This is a genomic window from Nitratireductor sp. OM-1 (assembly GCF_003296175.1).
GTDB lineage: Bacteria > Pseudomonadota > Alphaproteobacteria > Rhizobiales > Rhizobiaceae > Nitratireductor > Nitratireductor aquimarinus.
Genome location: NZ_CP029209.1, coordinates 181,484 through 198,500 on the forward strand (window position 1 = coordinate 181,484; position 17,017 = coordinate 198,500).

Here is a 17,017-nt window from a genome sequence, read left to right on the forward strand (position 1 = left end):
TGCGGTGCGATAAGCACGGGGCAAGTTGTCATGCCGCGGCAGGCAAGGGTTTGATCAGGTGAATGTAAAGATGCTAATGCGGTGCCAAACCGTCCGAATGTGGACTTTGAGCTGACTTACCGGCGCTTGTGCGTCGTCTCCGCATGTGCGGCATTCACCACAGAGAATTAAATGACCTACCCGCTCACACCCCGTGAAGCTTCCCTGCGAGGCCTCCGATGAACCGCGTCGCCCCCCCTCAGACTCCGGTTGCCGTTCCCATGGTCACGTTCGAGAACGTCATCAAGCGCTTCGGCGGAACGGGGAACCAGCCCGAATTTACCGCGCTTGACGGCGTGAACATGGTTGCACCCCGTGGCGCGATCACCGGCATCATCGGCAGGTCGGGCGCTGGCAAGTCGACGCTTATCCGGCTGGTCAATGGTCTGGAGAAAACGACTTCGGGACGGGTCGTCGTTGACGGCGTCGACGTGGGCGATCTTCCGGAAACGGGCCTGCGCGATCTGCGCCGCCAGGTTGGAATGATCTTCCAGCACTTCAATCTTCTCTCGTCGCGTACCGCCTTCGACAATGTGTCGCTGCCGCTCGAGATCGCGGGGATGGACCGCAAGACGATCCGCAATCGCGTCGCACCGCTCCTCGACCTCGTCGGTCTTGGTGACAAATCCGACCGCTATCCGGCAGAGCTTTCCGGTGGACAGAAACAGCGTATCGGAATTGCCCGGGCGCTCGCGACGGAACCGAAGCTCCTGCTGTCGGATGAGGCAACATCAGCTCTCGACCCGGAGACGACGCAGTCGATCCTCGAGCTCCTCAAGACAATCAATCGTGACCTCGGCCTCACCGTTCTCCTCATCACACATGAGATGGAGGTGGTGAAGACGATTGCCTCGCAGGTCGCGGTAATCGACAAGGGCAAGATTGTCGAAAATGGAAGCACATTCGACGTGTTCACCGCGCCCAAACACGAGACCACCCGTTCGCTCCTGTCGGCTGTGATCGGCGCCAAGCTGCCTGAATGGATCAGCGCCGATCTGAAGCAGGCGCCGGCGGAAGGTGCGCGCGCGCTGGTGCGGCTGGTCTTCTTCGGGGACACGGCCTTCCAGCCGCTGACCGCGCGTCTGGTGGCCGAGATCGGACCGGACGTGAACATCCTGGCCGGCGCGATCGACGAGATCGCCGGTGAGCCCTACGGATCTCTTGTCGTTTCCTATCCCGCCGATCCGGATACGCTCAGAAGGGCCGACGACTTCTATCGGCAGACCGGACTTTACACGGAGGTGCTCGGCTATGGCGCCTGACATGCTCGTTTCCCTTCTCTGGAAGGCTTTCCTGCAGACCATGTACATGGTGGCTGCTGCGGGTTTCATCGGGTCGCTCATTGGCCTGCCGATCGGCATCTTTCTCGCGACCAGCGGGAAGGGCGAATTGTTCCCTGCGCCGACCGTCAACAAGATCGTCGGCGCGATCGTCAACGCTGCACGGTCCACGCCGTTCATTATCCTCGTTGTGGCGATCATTCCCTTCACGCGACTGATCGCCGGGACCTCGATCGGAACCGCTGCGGCAATCGTGCCGCTGACGATCGCGACCATTCCCTTCGTCGCGCGGCTGATCGAAACCTCGATCCGCGAAGTCGACAAGGGCTTGATCGAGGCGGCAAGGGCCATGGGCGCGACGCCGTTCCAGATCGTCACAAAGGTCCTGCTGGCGGAAGCTCGCCCAGGAATTATCCTCGGCCTTACGCTGACGCTCGTAAGCCTTGTGGGCTATTCCGCCATGGTCGGTGCGGTTGGCGGTGGTGGTCTCGGTGACCTTGGCATCCGCTACGGTTACCAGCGCTTCATGCCGGAAGTCATGCTTGCTGTCGTGGTCGTGCTGATCGTGGTCGTCCAGGCGATCCAGAGCGCAGGCGACATGCTCGCCCGCCACTTCGACAAGCGGACCCGCAAAAACTGAATTTCGTGTACTTTGAGAAGGAAAGAACCATGAAGAAGATCATACTTGCGGCTGCGCTCACTGTCTTTGCCGCCGGCTCAGCGCTTGCAGAGGACATCAAGGTCGGCGTCACCCCCGGCCCGCATGCCCAGATCATGGAGAAGGTCAAGGAAATCGCCGCGACCAAGGGTCTGAACATCGAGATCCTCGAATTTTCCGACTATGTCGTGCCGAACCAGGCGCTGGCCGATGGCGACCTCCACGCCAATTCCTTCCAGCACCAGCCCTATCTCGACAATCAGGTCACTGATCGCGGCTTCGGCATCGTCAGCGTCGCCTCGAACGTCAATTTCCCGATGGGCATCTATTCCAAGAAGGTGAAGAGCCTCGACGAACTTAAGGATGGCGCTTCCGTCGCCATTCCGAACGACCCGACGAACGGTGGACGCGCGCTGTTGCTGCTCGCGGACAAGGGGCTCATCAAGGTCGACGAGGCCAAGGGCGTTAAGGTCACCATTGCCGACGTGACCGAAAACCCCAAGAACATCCAGATCATCGAACTGGACGCCGCCCAACTGCCGCGCTCTCTCGATGATGTCGACGCGTCTGCCATCAACACCAACTACGCCATCGAAGCCGGGATGAACCCGAAGACGGACTCGATTGCGCTGGAAGGCGAGAAGGCTCCCTACGTGAACGTCATCGCCGTTCGCCTGGAAGACCAGGATACCGAGTGGCTGAAGACGCTGATCGCTTCCTACCACAATGACGACGTGAAGGCCTTCATCGCCGAAGAGTTCAAGGGCGCTGTGATCCCCAGTTGGTGATACCTGCTGAGGAAATTTAAAGAAGGCCGCGTTCCCTGAGCGCGGCCTTATGGCCTTGTCGGGTGTCAGGTCGGCGACGATCTTCCTCACCCGGTTGTTCTCATCCTAAAGCTGACCCAGGCGTTTGACCTCCGACGGCGTCAACCCGCCATAACGCTTGCGCCAGTTGTAGAAGGTCGCGTCACTGATGCCCGCCTTTCGGCACACCTCCGCGACCGACGCGCCTTCATCCGCCTGACGCAGAATGAAAGCGATCGGCGCCTCCGAAAACTTCGACTTCTTCATGGAACTCTCCTTCTCCCAGAGCAGGGATCATAATTGGAAGATTCCAGATCAGAACGCTCCGAAAATCGGGGAGCAGCTCTGACCCTACGCGCCGTCAACATTCGAAGGCCGGGCGGAAATCGCAAGCACAGGCAAACGGCGTGGGGCATGCCCCAGAATTGAGCAGGGATGCCGCCACACCGCTTTCCGATCGAAATCGTAGTCCGGGCGTGCGGCATCCGCCGGAGGACGGGAGCCCGACGCCGGCAGGAGAGCGCATCGATCCATTCAAGACTTCAATTTTGAAGATGGTTAGAACCGTTTGCCGACTTTCAGCCCGAACGTGTGATCCTGGCGCGCATTTCCGAAGGCGGTTCGATAGTCGAAGCCAAGCGTCCACGCCTGCGAAAGCTCCGCATCGAGTGACAGGCCCAGCGTCACGTAACTCCTGTTGGAGGCTTCGACGTCGAGCCAGTAGGGCAGGTGATCCAGGTCGATATAGCCCAGGTGCGCCCGGCTCGACCCGGCGAAGTCGTGAGTGTATTCGACCCGCGCTCCTGGTGTCAGCGTGCCCCAGCTCCTTTTGAACGCATATTCTGCACGAAGACCGATCACGCCGGAAACCGTGTCGATGGTCTGGTCTCCGTAGCGTAGGCCGAAAGCGCCTCCGCCTTCCTCAGCGAAGCCGTCGAGCCATGTCCGGGACATCTCGATGCGGCCGTAGGGCGAAAGGAGCCATGTTTCGTCGCGTAACTCGTAAGCTGCGCTCAACGATCCGAAGACCTGTTGCCCAGACCTGCTGCCGGTGGCGAAATCGCCGGTGGCGGTGACATAGCGTTGGCTGTCGAAGTCGAGCCAGCTTGCACCGATGAGCCCGTCGATGAAAAAATTGTTGGCGGGCTTGTAGCTTCCATAGAGTGCGGCGCTGTAGGCGAGCCCTGTATTTTCGGTGCCGTTTCTGCCGATATCGGTATGGTCGCGGCCGAACCCGACGCCGAACCCGGCGATGAACCTGTCGGAAAAGCGGTAATCGATGCCGGCGCTCACCCCAACGAGCGTGCCGTCGAGATCAATGCCGCCCTTGTCGCTTTGGCTGAAATCGACGAAGCCGCCGGTCCAGATTGCATAGGGTCCGAGATCCATGCCACGGCCATCCGAAGCGCCCGGTCCATTCGACTGGCCCTTGGCCAGCGCCCCATTGCCAGACCCGCCGGAAGATTGCGAAGCATAGCCGAGAAGACCGGGCACATCGGCTCCTGCCTCGTTCAGTGCATGGGCCGCTTGGTCGCCGCGCTGCCCGTTTTCATTATAGCCCAACCGCACGTTCAGGCTGTTTCTGCGACGGTCGCCCTCGTCGTGCAACTGCTCGAGCCGGCCGTTGAAATTGCCTGTCTGCACCCGCGCGAAGCGCTTTGCGGTATCGGTCTGAGCCCTCAGCAACCCAAGGACTTCGGCATCCAGCGTGGGGTCGGGCCGTGCAAGAACGGTGAAGGAGATTGTTCCGGGAGCCGAAGTGCCATGAACGCTTGAAAGCGTGAACCGGATGTCCGCGCCCCCTGAAAAGGTCGGGCTGGAAGCGAAGACGAGCAGGAAACTCTGCCCGTTCTGTTCGATATGGGCGGAACCGGCGCTGCTGTCGGATATGTCGATCATCGCCGCGCTGGTAAACGGACCTCCGGTCGCGCCGTCCGTGAGTTCGACGGACGCCGTCTGGCCCGCGTTGATCGCGACGGTGCGGGACATCACGGTCGGGGCAGAAGACGCCCGCGTGACCGTGACCGTATAGGTGCGTGTGGTTGTGCCGTCCTGTGCCGTGACCACCACAGGGATCGCCGTTGCTCCGACTGCGAGGGCGAGCGGCTGGCTGGTGCTGCCGGATGCAACCGTCGTGCCGTTAACGGTGATCGTCGCATTGGCGTTGTCGGCGGTCGGCGTTAGGGTGAGGTTGGTAACGGAATTGGCGACCGCAACGGCATAGTCGAACGTGGCCGGATCGAAAGCGGGATCGAGGGCGCTGGCGCTCGGCGCAAGGCTGGCCAGCGACGCGTTGGAGGATCCGCTGCGCACCCAGGGCGTTCCGGCGGCGTAGGCTGCGGTCAGCGGATTGCCGGGCGTGTCGGTGATCGACCCGTCCGCCAGAACATCGAGCCGCAACGAACCGGTTCCGGAAATACCGGTGACACTGACCGTATATGTCATGTTGTCCGAGGTGGCGACGCCAGAGATCGCGCCCATGGCGCTCCCCGTGGTCGTCAGGACGAAATCCGATGAGTCGACGCCATTCACCGGCTTCGAGAATGTCACCAGGAAATCAATGGCGACCGCATCCGGCGCCGGACTGGCGCTCACCGCGCTGGAGGTTACCGTTGGCGCCATTGTGTCAACGAGGACACCGGTGGTGCTGCCTATGCTGTTGAGGGCCAGATCGGCAGGCGTTCCGAAGACGTTTGCAATTGCGCCGCCGTTGAGACCGATGGCACTGCCGACCTGAATGCCGTTCAGGTCCAGATCGCCCGGATTGACGGCATATTGGAAGACAAGCGCATTCGATCCGCTTCCGGACACATAGCCGGCATCGACCGTTGCGGCGCCGATCACCACGGGAAGACCCGGTGAACCGCCAGATGTGTCGACCAGAACGGTTTCATTGAAGTTGACAGTGAAGGAAAGAACCTCCCCCGCGCGATAATATCCGTTGGCGGGAACACTCACGGAACCGACCACCGGCGGAGCAACGGCGCTTATCTGAAACGAATAGGCCCGGCTGTCGCTGTAGGGGCCGCTGCCAGTGCTGCTATCGGTGGCGGTGACGGTGAAGTTGAATGTTCCGTTTACCGTCGGCGAGCCGGAGAGCACACCAGAGCTGCTCAGGTTGATTCCTGAAGGCAAGGCACCGGCGGTAGTCGAGTAAGTATAAGGCGGGGTGCCGCCGCTGGCGGTTATGGTCTGGGCGTAGGGGACGCCCTGGGTGGCGGGTGGCAGCGTGGCGGGGCTCAATGCGATGACGGGCGCGGCAACGGTAAGCGTATAGGCCCTGCTTCCGCTGTATGGCCCGGTTCCGCCGCTGCTGTCGGTGGCGCTGATGGTGAAATTGAACGTGCCCTCATCCGTTGGCGTTCCGGAAAGCACGCCTGAAGAAGTCAACGTCAGGCCGTCAGGCAAGACGCCGGCGGTGGCGGCATAGGTGTATGGACCCGTCCCGCCGCTGGCGGTCAGGGTTTCACTATAGGACGCTCCGACTGTTGTTGCGGAAAGGCTGGCAGGAGCCAGAGTGATCGTGGGTACGGGGTCGTCGTTGACGATGGTGCCCACGCCCTGGCCATCGCCCAAGATAGCGTTTGTTACGTTGGTGATGTTGACGAAAAACCACTCATTGGGTTCGTTGGACGTATCACCGTAGACATTAACAGAGAAGAAATAAGTGCTCTCCCCTGGCGCGATGGTGGCGCCCACGATGCTTTTCGCTTGATAGTCCTCGCCTGCCGTCGATGTGCCATTGGCGGTTGCGATGTCGAACGTTACACCACCGGGTCCGGCAGGCTGGCTGAGCGATATTGTGAACGATATCGCTTGAGTTCCGGAGCCACCCTCGGGAAAGGTGGCATTGTTGATCGTCAGAACCCCAAGGTCGTCGTTCAGGATCGTGCCTGTGGCAGAGGAAGGCGCACCGATGGTATAGCCTGAGCCACTCTGTATGCTAACGATTACAGTCTCGTCCGCCTCCACGGTGACATCGGCAGACGGGTTTATCACCACGATGCCGCTCGTCGAGCCGGACGGAATGGTCACGGTCAAGGTCTCACCGGTATAGTCGCTGGCATCCGCGCTGCCCGTGTAACCGAGATTGACGATCGTGGATGACGACAGGTTCTGGCTGCGCGTGACCGTGTAAACCAAATTGCCTGCGCTGTCCTCACCCATCCAGGCCGGGCTGACGCTGATGGACACGGAGGGCGTCGCTGTCACCGTCAGAGTGAAGCTCTCAAGCTCGAAATAGACACCCGGTCCGGTGCTGGAATCCGTGACCCGCAGCGTCAGAGGATAAGATCCGGGCGCGCTGGAGGTGGTGCCGCTGAGAAGGCCGCTGCTGGACAGGGATATCCCCGCCGGCAAAGTGCCGCTCTCCACTGCAAACGTATACGGGCCGACACCGCCGCTGGCGGTGATGGTCTGTGAGAACGAGACGCCCTGAACGGCCGTCGCCGATGTCGGGGCAATGGAGATCGACGGGTTCAGCACCGTACCGGTGTAGCCCTTGTCGACAAACTGGCCGATGTTGTCGGTCGCCCTCACGGTGAAAGCGTAGCCACCGCGCTGGGTTGGCGCTCCGCTCAGCACCCCCCCGGAGGTCAGGGTGATTCCGACAGGGAGCGATCCTGACTGCACACTGTAGGTGTAAGGCGCCGTACCGCCAGTTGCCGACAGCGACTGGCTGAACGCGGTTCCTGCGGTCATACTTGGGAGCGCGCCTGGCGAAACTGTGATCGGCGAGGCCGGCGGATCGATGGTTATGTTGACAGTCACGACACCCAGGTCGTTGTCTTCAAGGGCGAACTGATCGCTCGTCGCCGCATCGCCACTATGCGCATAGGTCACGAACTGCGTGCCGCCGGTGTTAGAGCCGATGGTCACCGTGCCGTGCTGGGCAAAAGGCGCGATCGGCCCGCTCATGCCGCCATCTGGCGGTCCATCACATGAGCTGACATCGATGGCCACCGATCCGCCATTGGCGACAGTGGCGTTCAAGGTCGGGCAGTAGTCAGATGGCGCGGCGAAAGCCGTCGCTGGCGAGACCAGCACGCCAATCAGAAGCGCAAGACCCGACAGGATGATATGGCTCACGGCGAACATCCGCGTAAACCAAGTTTGAGCCTTGGTCCATAGATGGTGCCATCGAAAATGACAGGCACAGGTGGGCAGTTTGGAACTGGTGTCGAGCGCCGTCTTCTGGATCACTGCCAAAAGGACGAGCAGGGAAGAGCCTACGAACAGACCTAATCGATACACCAATAGCGTAAAACCTGCCATCGCGGGTTTTCCCCTCGTCTGGCGAATGCATCCATTTGGATACTATCGCTCTGCATTATCCCCCGCCCGTTTGGAAGGGGGCATCTATCCAACCCTTCCTCTAATAAAGAAAGTTGTGCAGTAGATTCCATCATTCAATTCTGATGAATTCTGACTAATTCTGACGGTTCTGGAGCGAATATTAGAATGGACGACATGCATGGTTCCGCTGGGCAGATTTCAGCTCGAACTATTCCGTGAGTGATGGGGCCGGGTTGTCGGCAAAGCCGGCTTGGCAATTACGCTTCATGTGAGCCATTTCGATGCTAGGCGCGACCGATCTTGCAAGCGGTTCTCGGCATCGCAGGAATTGATCGCTTCCCGGGTGTTCAGCCTTCCAACAATGACGATACGGTGGGGTCGGCCATGGCGCTGGAAACGCTTTTCCACTGGTAAATCAGGGTGTTCGCTGAACCAGAATTCAACGGTGTTGCCGACGCTGTCGATGGCTCAATCGAGGTACATTCAGCGGCCGCAGGCCTTGATGCAGGTCCCATCGACTTCCCTTTGCGCGCTGTTTTTCACTGCTTCACCTTCAATGCAAGGTTGTGCGACGTTGAGGAGGTGATGCTTGAACGCGGTGTCATTTTACGTGCCGCGTGCGTTGAACCGGTTGATCCAGATTCTTAGGCTTTCGAGGCACCCCCTGAGCGGAGATGTCATTTCCGCCGAACCAGATTCTAAGTAGCTTCAACCAGGTATCCGCACCTTGGTGCATGGGGATGACGTCATCCGTCACCATCATGCCGTGATCGGTGTGTTCGAATATTCAAACCACGAAGAAGGGGCTTCGGACTGAGCGAGCTCGGTCCGATACGCACGAGCGCTTGTGATCGCATCGACGTAGGCGACATGTGATCCGAACAGCGCGAGCACTGGCATGCCGATTTTACGCAGATCGGCCCGGCCATCAGCGTGAACAGCCCCACTTGGACGATCCAATTTGATTCTAAGTGCATGATTGGTCTTTGGTCCATTTGGTGGATGGCTTCCGGGGCCGGAGGGCGAGAGCCCAGTGTGCCGACGCCAAGAAAATCGAAGTGAGATTACGCATGTCACCGCTGTGTATCAGCTGAACCGGTCAGACAGCGATGCGTCGATCGCTGGTTTGTTTTGCGGTGCCGGTGCGATTAGCAGCTCAATTTAAGCCAGATTCCGTTCAACCGTGGGCGAGCAGCGCAGCTTCACCAATTTGACTTTTTAGTTCGTCATATTTTGGATGCACGCATACATTTTTCGCATTTCGATGACTTGATCAAACCAAAGTATAATGGGAGCCTATTTCAAAAGTTCGACACAGGTAGCTTAGGGAGGGGTCGCTTGATGTCATCGCAGCAGACCGTTGTAGCCGACACGATATTGCACAACGGCAAGATCTGGTGTGGCCATGCTGAAGGTGTTTCGGAAGCATTGGCAATTTGGAACGGCAAGGTTATCGCCCGCGGAGACTCCCGCGAAATATTAAAGCTGGAAGGGGAAGGCACCCGTATCATCGACCTAGATGGCAAGTTCGCCACGCCGGGTCTGAATGATTCGCATCTGCATCTCATCTCGCTTGGCCTAACGCTGTCGTGGATCGATGCGACTCCGCAGAAGGCGCCGACGCTGGATGCGCTGCTGGATGCCATACGCGTCCAGGCTGCCGTCTGCCCGCCCGGCACATGGATACGCGCCCGGGGCTACGACCAGACGAAACTTGATATTGGCCGGCACCCGTACAAACACGAACTTGATTCCGCTGCCCCGGACCACCCGGTCATGCTGGTGCGTGCTTGCGGCCATGTCTCGATTTTCAATTCGAAGGCCTTCGCCCTGGCAGGGGTCGATGAAGACACGCCTGTGCCCGAGGGAGGTGTGATCGAGCAGCAGGATGGCGCATTGACCGGTATGGTGGCAGAGACTGCGCAGCGACTTATCCGTCGCGCCATTCCTAGGGCCACCACCGATGAAATGATCAATGCCATCCAGTCCGCCGGTGACATGCTGTTATCCTACGGTATCACCAGCGTCATGGATGCCGCCGTTGGCCAAGTTGGCGGTTTCGATGAGATGCGCGCCTACAACCTTGCAAAATTGTCCGGCCGTCTTCCGGTCCGGACGTGGCTCGTTCTTCTGGGCGATCCCGGCAACTCCATCGTCGACCAGTGCCATGCTGCCGGGCTTATCTCGGGCGTTGGCGATGATATGCTCAGGGTTGGCGCCGTTAAGATTTTCCTGGACGGCTCCGCCGGTGGAAAGACCGCCTGGATGTTTGAGCCCTATCTGGGAGAGGAACTAACCACTGGCGTCCAAATACTCCATGACGAGGAGCTCGAAGCGCTCGTCATGGACACCCATGAAAAGGGCTATCAACTGGCTTGCCACGCCATTGGCGATGCCGCGATCGGACAGTTGATAACCGCTTATGAAAAGGCGCTGGCGGCCATGCCGGACGCAGACCGGCGACACAGGATTGAACATTGTGGCTTTTCCAGCCCGGCGCAGCATGAGCGTATGAAGAAGGCCGGCATCTATCCTTGCCCGCAGCAGGTCTTCATCTACGATTTCGGTGACGCCTATGTCTCCGTGCTGGGCGAGGAGAGGGCGCTTTCCAGCTACCCGCTGAAAACCTGGCGGGATCTGGGCTTCAGACCTGCCACCGGCAGCGATGCGCCGGTCTGCCACCCCAACCCGTTTCCCAACATCTATTCCATGCTCACGCGCAAGACCTGGAAGGGGACGGTGATGGACGAACGCGAACGCGTGACCATCGAGGAAGCGCTTCAGAGCTATACGGAATACGGCGCTTTCTCGCAGAAAATGGAGAACGAGAAGGGGCGGCTCGTTCCGGGGCAGGTGGCCGATATAGCGGTGTTCTCACGTGACATGCTGACGGCTGCGCCGGAGGATATTCTCAACGACACAGAGTGTGTCATGACCCTTCGTGGAGGCGAGGTGGTTTTCGTAAGGCAATAAACAAAGGGAGGCGACGCCCGGGGACAGTCGTCAAGCCGGCTTCGCGCCTGCACAAGGAGGAGGGAACATGTTAAGCAAACTTGCAATTGTCTCGGCAGTGGCGGTGTCGCTGCTCACCAGCGTGGCGCCTGGTGCGCTTGCCGCGGAGCCGATGTCTGGTGGCACCATCAACTTTGTGGCTCCGTATGGCTCGAGCTTCTCGTCGCTCGATATCCAGGCATCTCCACAGACGCAGGACATCTTCTGGGCCAAGGCCATTCATAGAAGTCTCTACGATTGGGATGCCAGTGCGGGCAAGCCGGTCTTGGCTCTGGCGAGCGACGTGTCGGTATCCGATGACAGTCTGGTCTACACCTACACCCTGCGCGATGGCGTGCAGTTCCACGACGGAAAACCGCTGACCGTGGATGACATCATCTGGAGCTACACCCGGATGATGGACCCGGAGAAGGCGTTTCCGCCAGCGCGGTACATCGCCAGCGTGAAAGGTGCTGTCGAATACAATGAAGGCAAGGCGGAGGCTATCTCGGGCCTGCGCAAAGTGGACGACAGAACACTGGAAATCACGCTGACCGTTCCCATCGATCCCGGTTTTCTGTTCATGCGCACCAACACCGCGATCTACCCGGCTGGCGCGACGGACGATGCCGGCTTCATGAGCCATCCCGTCGGCCTCGGACCCTATGCTTTTGGCGAATACGTTCCCGGATCACGGCTGACCGTCAACAAGTTCGACAAGTACTACGAAGAAGGACAGCCCTACGCCGACACAATCAACATCATGATCATGGGCGATGCATCGGCGCGCGATGTCGCATTCCGTAACAAGGAAATCGATGTTTCCGTGCTTGGCCCGTCGCAATACGTTGCCTACCGCGCTGACCCCGAATTGTCCAAGAACATCATCGAAGTTGCCGAGGTCTATACGCGCTATGTGGGCTTCAATCCCGACTACGAGCCCTTCAAGGACAAGCGTGTCCGTCAGGCCATCAATTACGCGATCAACTCTGATCTGATCATCAAGCGCCTTGCCAAGGACAAGGCCTACCGCGCCAGCGGTTGGCTTCCGCTCTCCTCGCCCGCCTACGACGAGAATGCGAAACCCTATGCTTACGATCCGGAAAAGGCCAAGGAACTGCTCGCCGAGGCAGGCTATGCTGACGGGTTCGAATTCGAGCTGACGGCGACCCAGAACGAGAGCTGGGGGCTGACCATCGTAGAGGCCATCATTCCGATGCTGGCGCAGGTTGGCGTGACGGTGAAGGCAAGGCCGGTCGAAAGCTCCGTCCTTTCCGAGGTCGTGCCGGCGGGCGACTTCCAGGCGTTCATGTGGTCGTCGGAAACCGGTCCGGATTCGCTAACGGCGCTGCGCTGCTTCCACTCATCGACGCCGCAGTCCTCGTGCAACTACCAGAAGTTCGACAATGCGGAATTCGACAAGCTGATCGATGCGGCCAGCCGGGCAAAGGTTGAAGACGAGAAGAATGATTTGCTCCGGCAGGCGAACAATCTGCTCCAGGAAGAAGCGCCGGTCTGGTTCTTCAACTACAACAAGGCGGTGATGGCCCATCAGCCTTGGCTCCATGGTGTCCAGCCGAATGCCATGGAGATGGCCATCCAGGCCTATGAGAAGCTCTGGGTGGATGACACAGCCCCATCGCGCTAGCCGCCGCACATGACCCGGGGGCGCAATTGCGCTCCCGGTTCCCCATAGGCGGAACGCCCGAAACAACGATGCGCCAGTCACTGCCAGTGTCGGCGCATCCACGCCGCGCGATGGCTCTGGCCATGCATCTTACTGGAGGAGAAGGGGACCGGTGTTACGCTTCGTCCTGCGCCGCATTCTGCAGATGATCCCGACGATCATCGCCGTATCTCTCTTGATCTTCGTGATCTTCAGTGTTGTTCCCGGCAGCATCGCCTCGAGCATGATCGCGGACGGTCGCGGAACCAACGACCCGCGAATGGTCGAAAAAATCAATGAGGAATTCGGCCTCGACAAGCCGTTATATGTGCGTTTTGGCGAATATATGCTGAACCTTGCCCAGTTCGATCTCGGCACGTCGTTCAGGACACGCCAGCCAGTGGCCGAGATGATTGGTGAACGTCTGTTTCCAACCCTGAAGCTTGCCTTTGCGGCCATGATCATCGCCATCGTGCTGGGGCTACCGCTCGGCTTCGTCGCTGCGCTGAAACCGGGTAGTCTGCTCGATAGCCTTACCATGGTGGGGGCGATATCGGGGCTTTCGCTGCCGCAGTTCTGGCTCGGCCTGCTCTTAATGTACTTCTTCGCGCTGACACTGGGCTGGCTTCCCAGCTTCGGTTACGGCGACGGCGGCTTGCGCAATCTAATCCTGCCGGCGCTCACGCTGGGGGTGGCCCCGCTCGCACTGCTTGCAAGAACGACCCGTGCGGCCGTTCTCGAAGTAATGAACGCCGATTTCATCCGTACCGCGCGTTCCAAGGGGATGAACAGTTTCCGTCTCGTCAAATGGCATGTGGTGCGCAACGCACTCGTGCTTGTCATCACGACGCTTGGTTTGCAGTTCGGATCCATGATGGGGCAGGCTGTCGTGGTGGAGAAGCTCTTCTCCTGGCCTGGTCTCGGGTCGCTTCTGGTCGACAGCGTGGCGCTCCGCGACATTCCCGTCGTTCAGGGCAGCATCCTGATACTTGTGCTCTGCTTTCTCGTCGTCAACACGCTGGTTGACGTTCTCTATGGGGTGATCGATCCCCGCATCAGCCACGGGTGAGCGCCATGTTTCACCGTTTGAACTTCGTCATTGGCGGCTTCCTGTGCATCGTCATAATCAGCGGCGCCGTGCTGGCGCGCTGGATCACGCCATTTGATCCGATCCTCGACGCCAACCTCCTATATGCCGAGCTGCCGCCGGATGCGGAATTCTGGTTCGGCACGGATGCCCAGGGCCGCGATATTTTCACCCGGATTCTTTACGGCGCTCAGGTCTCGCTCACCGTCGGTATCGGCTCGCAGGTCATCAACACCACGATCGGGCTGATCCTCGGCATCTCGGCCGGCTATTTCGGCGGCTGGTGGGACGATTTCGTCAACGGGTTGACCAACCTCATGCTCAGCATCCCCTCACTCATCTTCGCACTTGCGATCATGGCGGTGCTTGGGCCCGGGCTCGTCAGCCTTCTAATCGCCCTTGGTCTGACGAACTGGTCCTGGACTTGCCGCATCGCGCGTAGTTCCACACTCTCACTCCGCAGTCAGGGCTATGTTCAGGCTGCCAAGACGTTGGGCTACAGCGACACGCGGATAATGGTCACCCAGATCCTGCCCAACATGATCGGGCCTGTTCTGGTGATTGCAACTCTGGGCATGGGGGACGCCATTCTCGCCGAGGCGGCGTTGTCCTATCTCGGGCTTGGCATCCGTCCACCGCAGCCTAGCTGGGGCAACATGCTCACCGATGCTCGCGAACTGATCGTCATTGCGCCATGGGCAGCCATTTTCCCCGGCGTGGCAATCTTCCTGACGGTGCTGGGCCTCAACCTGTTTGGCGATGGGCTGCGGGACTGGCTGGACCCGCATATGAGGACACGCCGGTCATGAAAGCCATGCAAGACACGCTTCTTGAAGTGCGCGACCTGCGCCTGAACATCGCCGGTGGTGGTCGACAGAACAATGTGGTCGAGGAAGTCTCTTTCTCCATCGCAAGAGGTGAAACGTTTGGCCTGGTCGGAGAATCGGGCTGTGGCAAGAGCATCACCGCACTCGCCATGATCGGGCTTCTCAAGCCGCCGCTTTCCATCGCTGGCGGGAGCATTCTCTTCAAGGGAGAGGACCTGACGGAGCTTTCAGCCCGCGCGATGCGTCGGCTTCGTGGTGATCGGATCGCGATGATCTTTCAGGAACCGATGACCGCACTTAATCCCCTTTCGCCGGTTGGTCGGCAGATCGCGGAAATGTTCGTTTTGCATCAGGGGGCGGGCTGGCATGAGGCAGAGCGCAAGGCTGTCGAGGCGCTTGGCGCTGTCCAGGTGCCAGCACCCGAACAGCGGGTGAAAGCCTATCCACACCAGATGTCGGGCGGTATGCGCCAGCGGGTGATGATCGCCATCGCGCTTGCCTGCAATCCCGACCTCCTGATCGCCGACGAACCGACCACCGCACTTGACGTGACGGTGCAGGCGGAAATTCTTAAACTGATGATGGAGTTGTGCCAGGCGCGGGGCACGGCGGTGTTGATGATCAGCCACGATCTGGGCGTGATCGCCAAGATGTGCCGGCGCGTCGGCGTGATGTATGCTGGCCACTTGGTTGAGGAACGGCCTGTGGCCGAGATATTCAAGGCGCCGGCGCATCCCTACACGAAGGGTCTGATCAATTCGCTGCCGAGACTGGGGTCGCGCGCGAAACATGGGCGTCAGCGGCTACAGGAAGTGGAAGGTGTGGTGCCGTCGATCGCGGAGTTCCCCGCCGGTTGTCGGTTCCAGCCGCGCTGCGACCGCGCGACGGACATCTGTAGCCGGCAGAAGCCGCCGCCCGTTGAAGCAGGACAGTGGGGAACCGTGAGGTGTTTTCATCATGAGTGAAGGGACACAACCGCTCCTGAGTGTTGAAGAGCTGAGCGTGCATTTTCCCATTCAAGGCAGCATGTTCAGGCGAACCAACAGGCTGCTCAGGGCCGTAAACCGGGTCAGCCTGACACTGAACGAGGGGGAGTGCCTCTCGGTGGTCGGTGAATCGGGCTGCGGGAAGTCCACGCTTGCGCTGTCGATCGTCGGATTGCAGGAGCCGACATCGGGAACGATCTATTTTCAGGGCAGGCCGATATCAGGCGATGCGCACCCGTCACGGGTTGAGCGCGCCCGTATGGCGCAGATCGTGTTTCAGGACCCGTACGCCTCGCTTAACCCGCGCCAGTCAGTGTTCGCATCGCTCGCCGGCCCGCTGCGCCTGCATGGCGTTACCGACAGGGCGGAAATTGCTGCGCGGGTCGAGCGCATCATGACGCTTGTCGGCCTCAAGCCGGATCAGGCCCGGCGCTTTCCGCACGAATTTTCCGGCGGCCAGAGGCAACGGATCGGCATTGCCCGCGCACTGATCCTTGACCCGAAGGTCGTGGTTCTTGATGAGCCTGTCTCGGCGCTTGATGTGTCCATCCGCGCGCAGATCATCAATCTTCTGCTGGAACTCAAGGACGCGCTCGGTCTGTCCTACATCATGATCAGCCACGATCTGAGCGTGGTGGAGCACATGAGCGACCGGGTGGCTGTGATGTATTTCGGACAATTGGTGGAGACGGGCCCCTGGGACATGGTTTTCGCCAATCCGCGGCACCCTTACACGCGTCGCCTGATTGGCGCCATTCCAGATCCCTTTGCGGAACTTTCTGGTCGTCCGTTGCTCCAGCTGGAAGATGTGCCGCCTCCAGACGGATTTCGGTATTACCCCGACACGTTCGGCAAGCATGACATCTATTCAAGCCCGCCCGATTCCGAACTCACGCAGGTGGACGGTGGGCATATGGTGCGGCTGATGCCGATAGCCATTTGAGTTCGACTTCACTTGATGGGTTAGCGCTGTCGTCTACAGTTCGCAGCGCCAAAGTGCTGGGTGTTTGACCGCTGAGGCTGCCCGATCCTCATCGCGTAAATAATCGCCACTCAGCGGCCAACGACGTATTTGGTTGCTCTGGAAAGTGAGAAGCATCAGGCGTGTGTAGTGGTCACACGGCTGATGCTTGTGATCCGTTTCCCCTTAAGCCTGCGCATGGCCGCAAACATGCTGTCCGACGGTGATGACATCATCACCGAGCCGGTGGTTCGCAGTCGGGAGAAAATCGAGCACGAGTTCGCCAGCAGCACCATCCGATTTGGTTTCAAACATGGTTCCTAAATGGGGATCAACAATCGGGCTGAAAATTTTCACCAGCCAGCCCAAGGATAAGCACGGACCATGCGCGTTTGACATCAACGCGAGAATGCCAGCGTCT

At 59.7% G+C, this 17,017-nt stretch carries 11 protein-coding genes and 2 pseudogenes; 10 read left to right on the forward strand and 3 right to left on the reverse strand.

What is annotated here, in order from left to right:
- The first annotated feature begins 260 nt into the window (after positions 1 to 260).
- The 3 genes from DEJ54_RS19965 to DEJ54_RS19975 are packed head-to-tail and all read left to right on the forward strand — an operon-like array spanning position 261 to position 2,765.
- Positions 261 to 1,301: a methionine ABC transporter ATP-binding protein gene (locus tag DEJ54_RS19965; protein ID WP_113156531.1), complete on the forward strand. Its 1,041-nt coding sequence runs from the start codon at positions 261 to 263 to the stop codon at positions 1,299 to 1,301.
- Complete coding sequence (locus tag DEJ54_RS19970) at positions 1,291 to 1,959, forward strand: methionine ABC transporter permease (RefSeq protein ID WP_113156532.1); 669 nt, start codon at positions 1,291 to 1,293, stop codon at positions 1,957 to 1,959. Before DEJ54_RS19965 ends, DEJ54_RS19970 begins: the two co-directional genes overlap by 11 nt.
- Positions 1,960 to 1,988: 29 nt before the next feature.
- Positions 1,989 to 2,765: a MetQ/NlpA family ABC transporter substrate-binding protein gene (locus DEJ54_RS19975; protein ID WP_113156533.1), complete on the forward strand. Its 777-nt coding sequence runs from the start codon at positions 1,989 to 1,991 to the stop codon at positions 2,763 to 2,765.
- A 108-nt stretch (positions 2,766 to 2,873) separates the two neighbouring features.
- On the opposite strand, the pseudogene DEJ54_RS19980 reads toward DEJ54_RS19975, so the two are convergent.
- From DEJ54_RS19980 to DEJ54_RS23770, 3 genes and pseudogenes are all read right to left on the reverse strand, one after another.
- Positions 2,874 to 3,050: pseudogene (locus DEJ54_RS19980) on the reverse strand (transposase); the annotation flags it as partial.
- A 291-nt stretch (positions 3,051 to 3,341) separates the two neighbouring features.
- A complete protein-coding gene (locus DEJ54_RS19985; protein WP_113156534.1) occupies positions 3,342 to 8,057 on the reverse strand; it encodes an autotransporter domain-containing protein in 4,716 nt (1,571 codons plus the stop codon).
- Positions 8,058 to 8,366: 309 nt separating this feature from the next.
- Positions 8,367 to 8,546 (reverse strand): annotated as a pseudogene (locus tag DEJ54_RS23770) (IS6 family transposase); the annotation flags it as partial.
- Positions 8,547 to 9,419: 873 nt separating this feature from the next.
- Here DEJ54_RS23770 and DEJ54_RS19990 point away from each other — a divergent pair.
- The 7 genes from DEJ54_RS19990 (at position 9,420) to DEJ54_RS23310 (ending at position 16,920) form a co-directional block, all read left to right on the forward strand.
- Positions 9,420 to 11,051, forward strand: a complete 1,632-nt coding sequence (locus DEJ54_RS19990) for an amidohydrolase (RefSeq protein WP_113156535.1) — start codon at positions 9,420 to 9,422, stop codon at positions 11,049 to 11,051.
- Positions 11,052 to 11,118: 67 nt separating this feature from the next.
- Complete coding sequence (locus DEJ54_RS19995; protein WP_113156536.1) at positions 11,119 to 12,717, forward strand: ABC transporter substrate-binding protein; 1,599 nt, start codon at positions 11,119 to 11,121, stop codon at positions 12,715 to 12,717.
- Between the two features lie 151 nt (positions 12,718 to 12,868).
- Complete coding sequence (locus DEJ54_RS20000; RefSeq protein WP_113156537.1) at positions 12,869 to 13,804, forward strand: ABC transporter permease; 936 nt, start codon at positions 12,869 to 12,871, stop codon at positions 13,802 to 13,804.
- A 5-nt stretch (positions 13,805 to 13,809) separates the two neighbouring features.
- On the forward strand, positions 13,810 to 14,631 hold the full coding sequence (locus DEJ54_RS20005) for an ABC transporter permease (RefSeq protein WP_113156538.1): 822 nt from the start codon (positions 13,810 to 13,812) through the stop codon (positions 14,629 to 14,631).
- A gap of 5 nt (positions 14,632 to 14,636) precedes the next feature.
- A complete protein-coding gene (locus DEJ54_RS20010) occupies positions 14,637 to 15,614 on the forward strand; it encodes an ABC transporter ATP-binding protein (protein WP_113157103.1) in 978 nt (325 codons plus the stop codon).
- Positions 15,607 to 16,578: an ABC transporter ATP-binding protein gene (locus DEJ54_RS20015; RefSeq protein ID WP_113156539.1), complete on the forward strand. Its 972-nt coding sequence runs from the start codon at positions 15,607 to 15,609 to the stop codon at positions 16,576 to 16,578. Before DEJ54_RS20010 ends, DEJ54_RS20015 begins: the two co-directional genes overlap by 8 nt.
- Before the next feature lie 168 nt (positions 16,579 to 16,746).
- Positions 16,747 to 16,920, forward strand: a complete 174-nt coding sequence (locus DEJ54_RS23310) for a hypothetical protein (RefSeq protein WP_162742404.1) — start codon at positions 16,747 to 16,749, stop codon at positions 16,918 to 16,920.
- Positions 16,921 to 17,017: the final 97 nt, after the last annotated feature.

Coding starts and splice junctions, on each gene's coding strand:
- DEJ54_RS19965 (WP_113156531.1), top strand. CDS start 261: ATGGTCACGTTCGAGAACGTCATCAAGCGCTTCGGCGGAACGGGGAAC.
- DEJ54_RS19970 (WP_113156532.1), top strand. CDS start 1,291: ATGGCGCCTGACATGCTCGTTTCCCTTCTCTGGAAGGCTTTCCTGCAG.
- DEJ54_RS19975 (WP_113156533.1), top strand. CDS start 1,989: ATGAAGAAGATCATACTTGCGGCTGCGCTCACTGTCTTTGCCGCCGGC.
- DEJ54_RS19985 (WP_113156534.1), bottom strand. CDS start 8,057: ATGGCAGGTTTTACGCTATTGGTGTATCGATTAGGTCTGTTCGTAGGC.
- DEJ54_RS19990 (WP_113156535.1), top strand. CDS start 9,420: ATGTCATCGCAGCAGACCGTTGTAGCCGACACGATATTGCACAACGGC.
- DEJ54_RS19995 (WP_113156536.1), top strand. CDS start 11,119: ATGTTAAGCAAACTTGCAATTGTCTCGGCAGTGGCGGTGTCGCTGCTC.
- DEJ54_RS20005 (WP_113156538.1), top strand. CDS start 13,810: ATGTTTCACCGTTTGAACTTCGTCATTGGCGGCTTCCTGTGCATCGTC.
- DEJ54_RS20010 (WP_113157103.1), top strand. CDS start 14,637: ATGCAAGACACGCTTCTTGAAGTGCGCGACCTGCGCCTGAACATCGCC.
- DEJ54_RS20015 (WP_113156539.1), top strand. CDS start 15,607: ATGAGTGAAGGGACACAACCGCTCCTGAGTGTTGAAGAGCTGAGCGTG.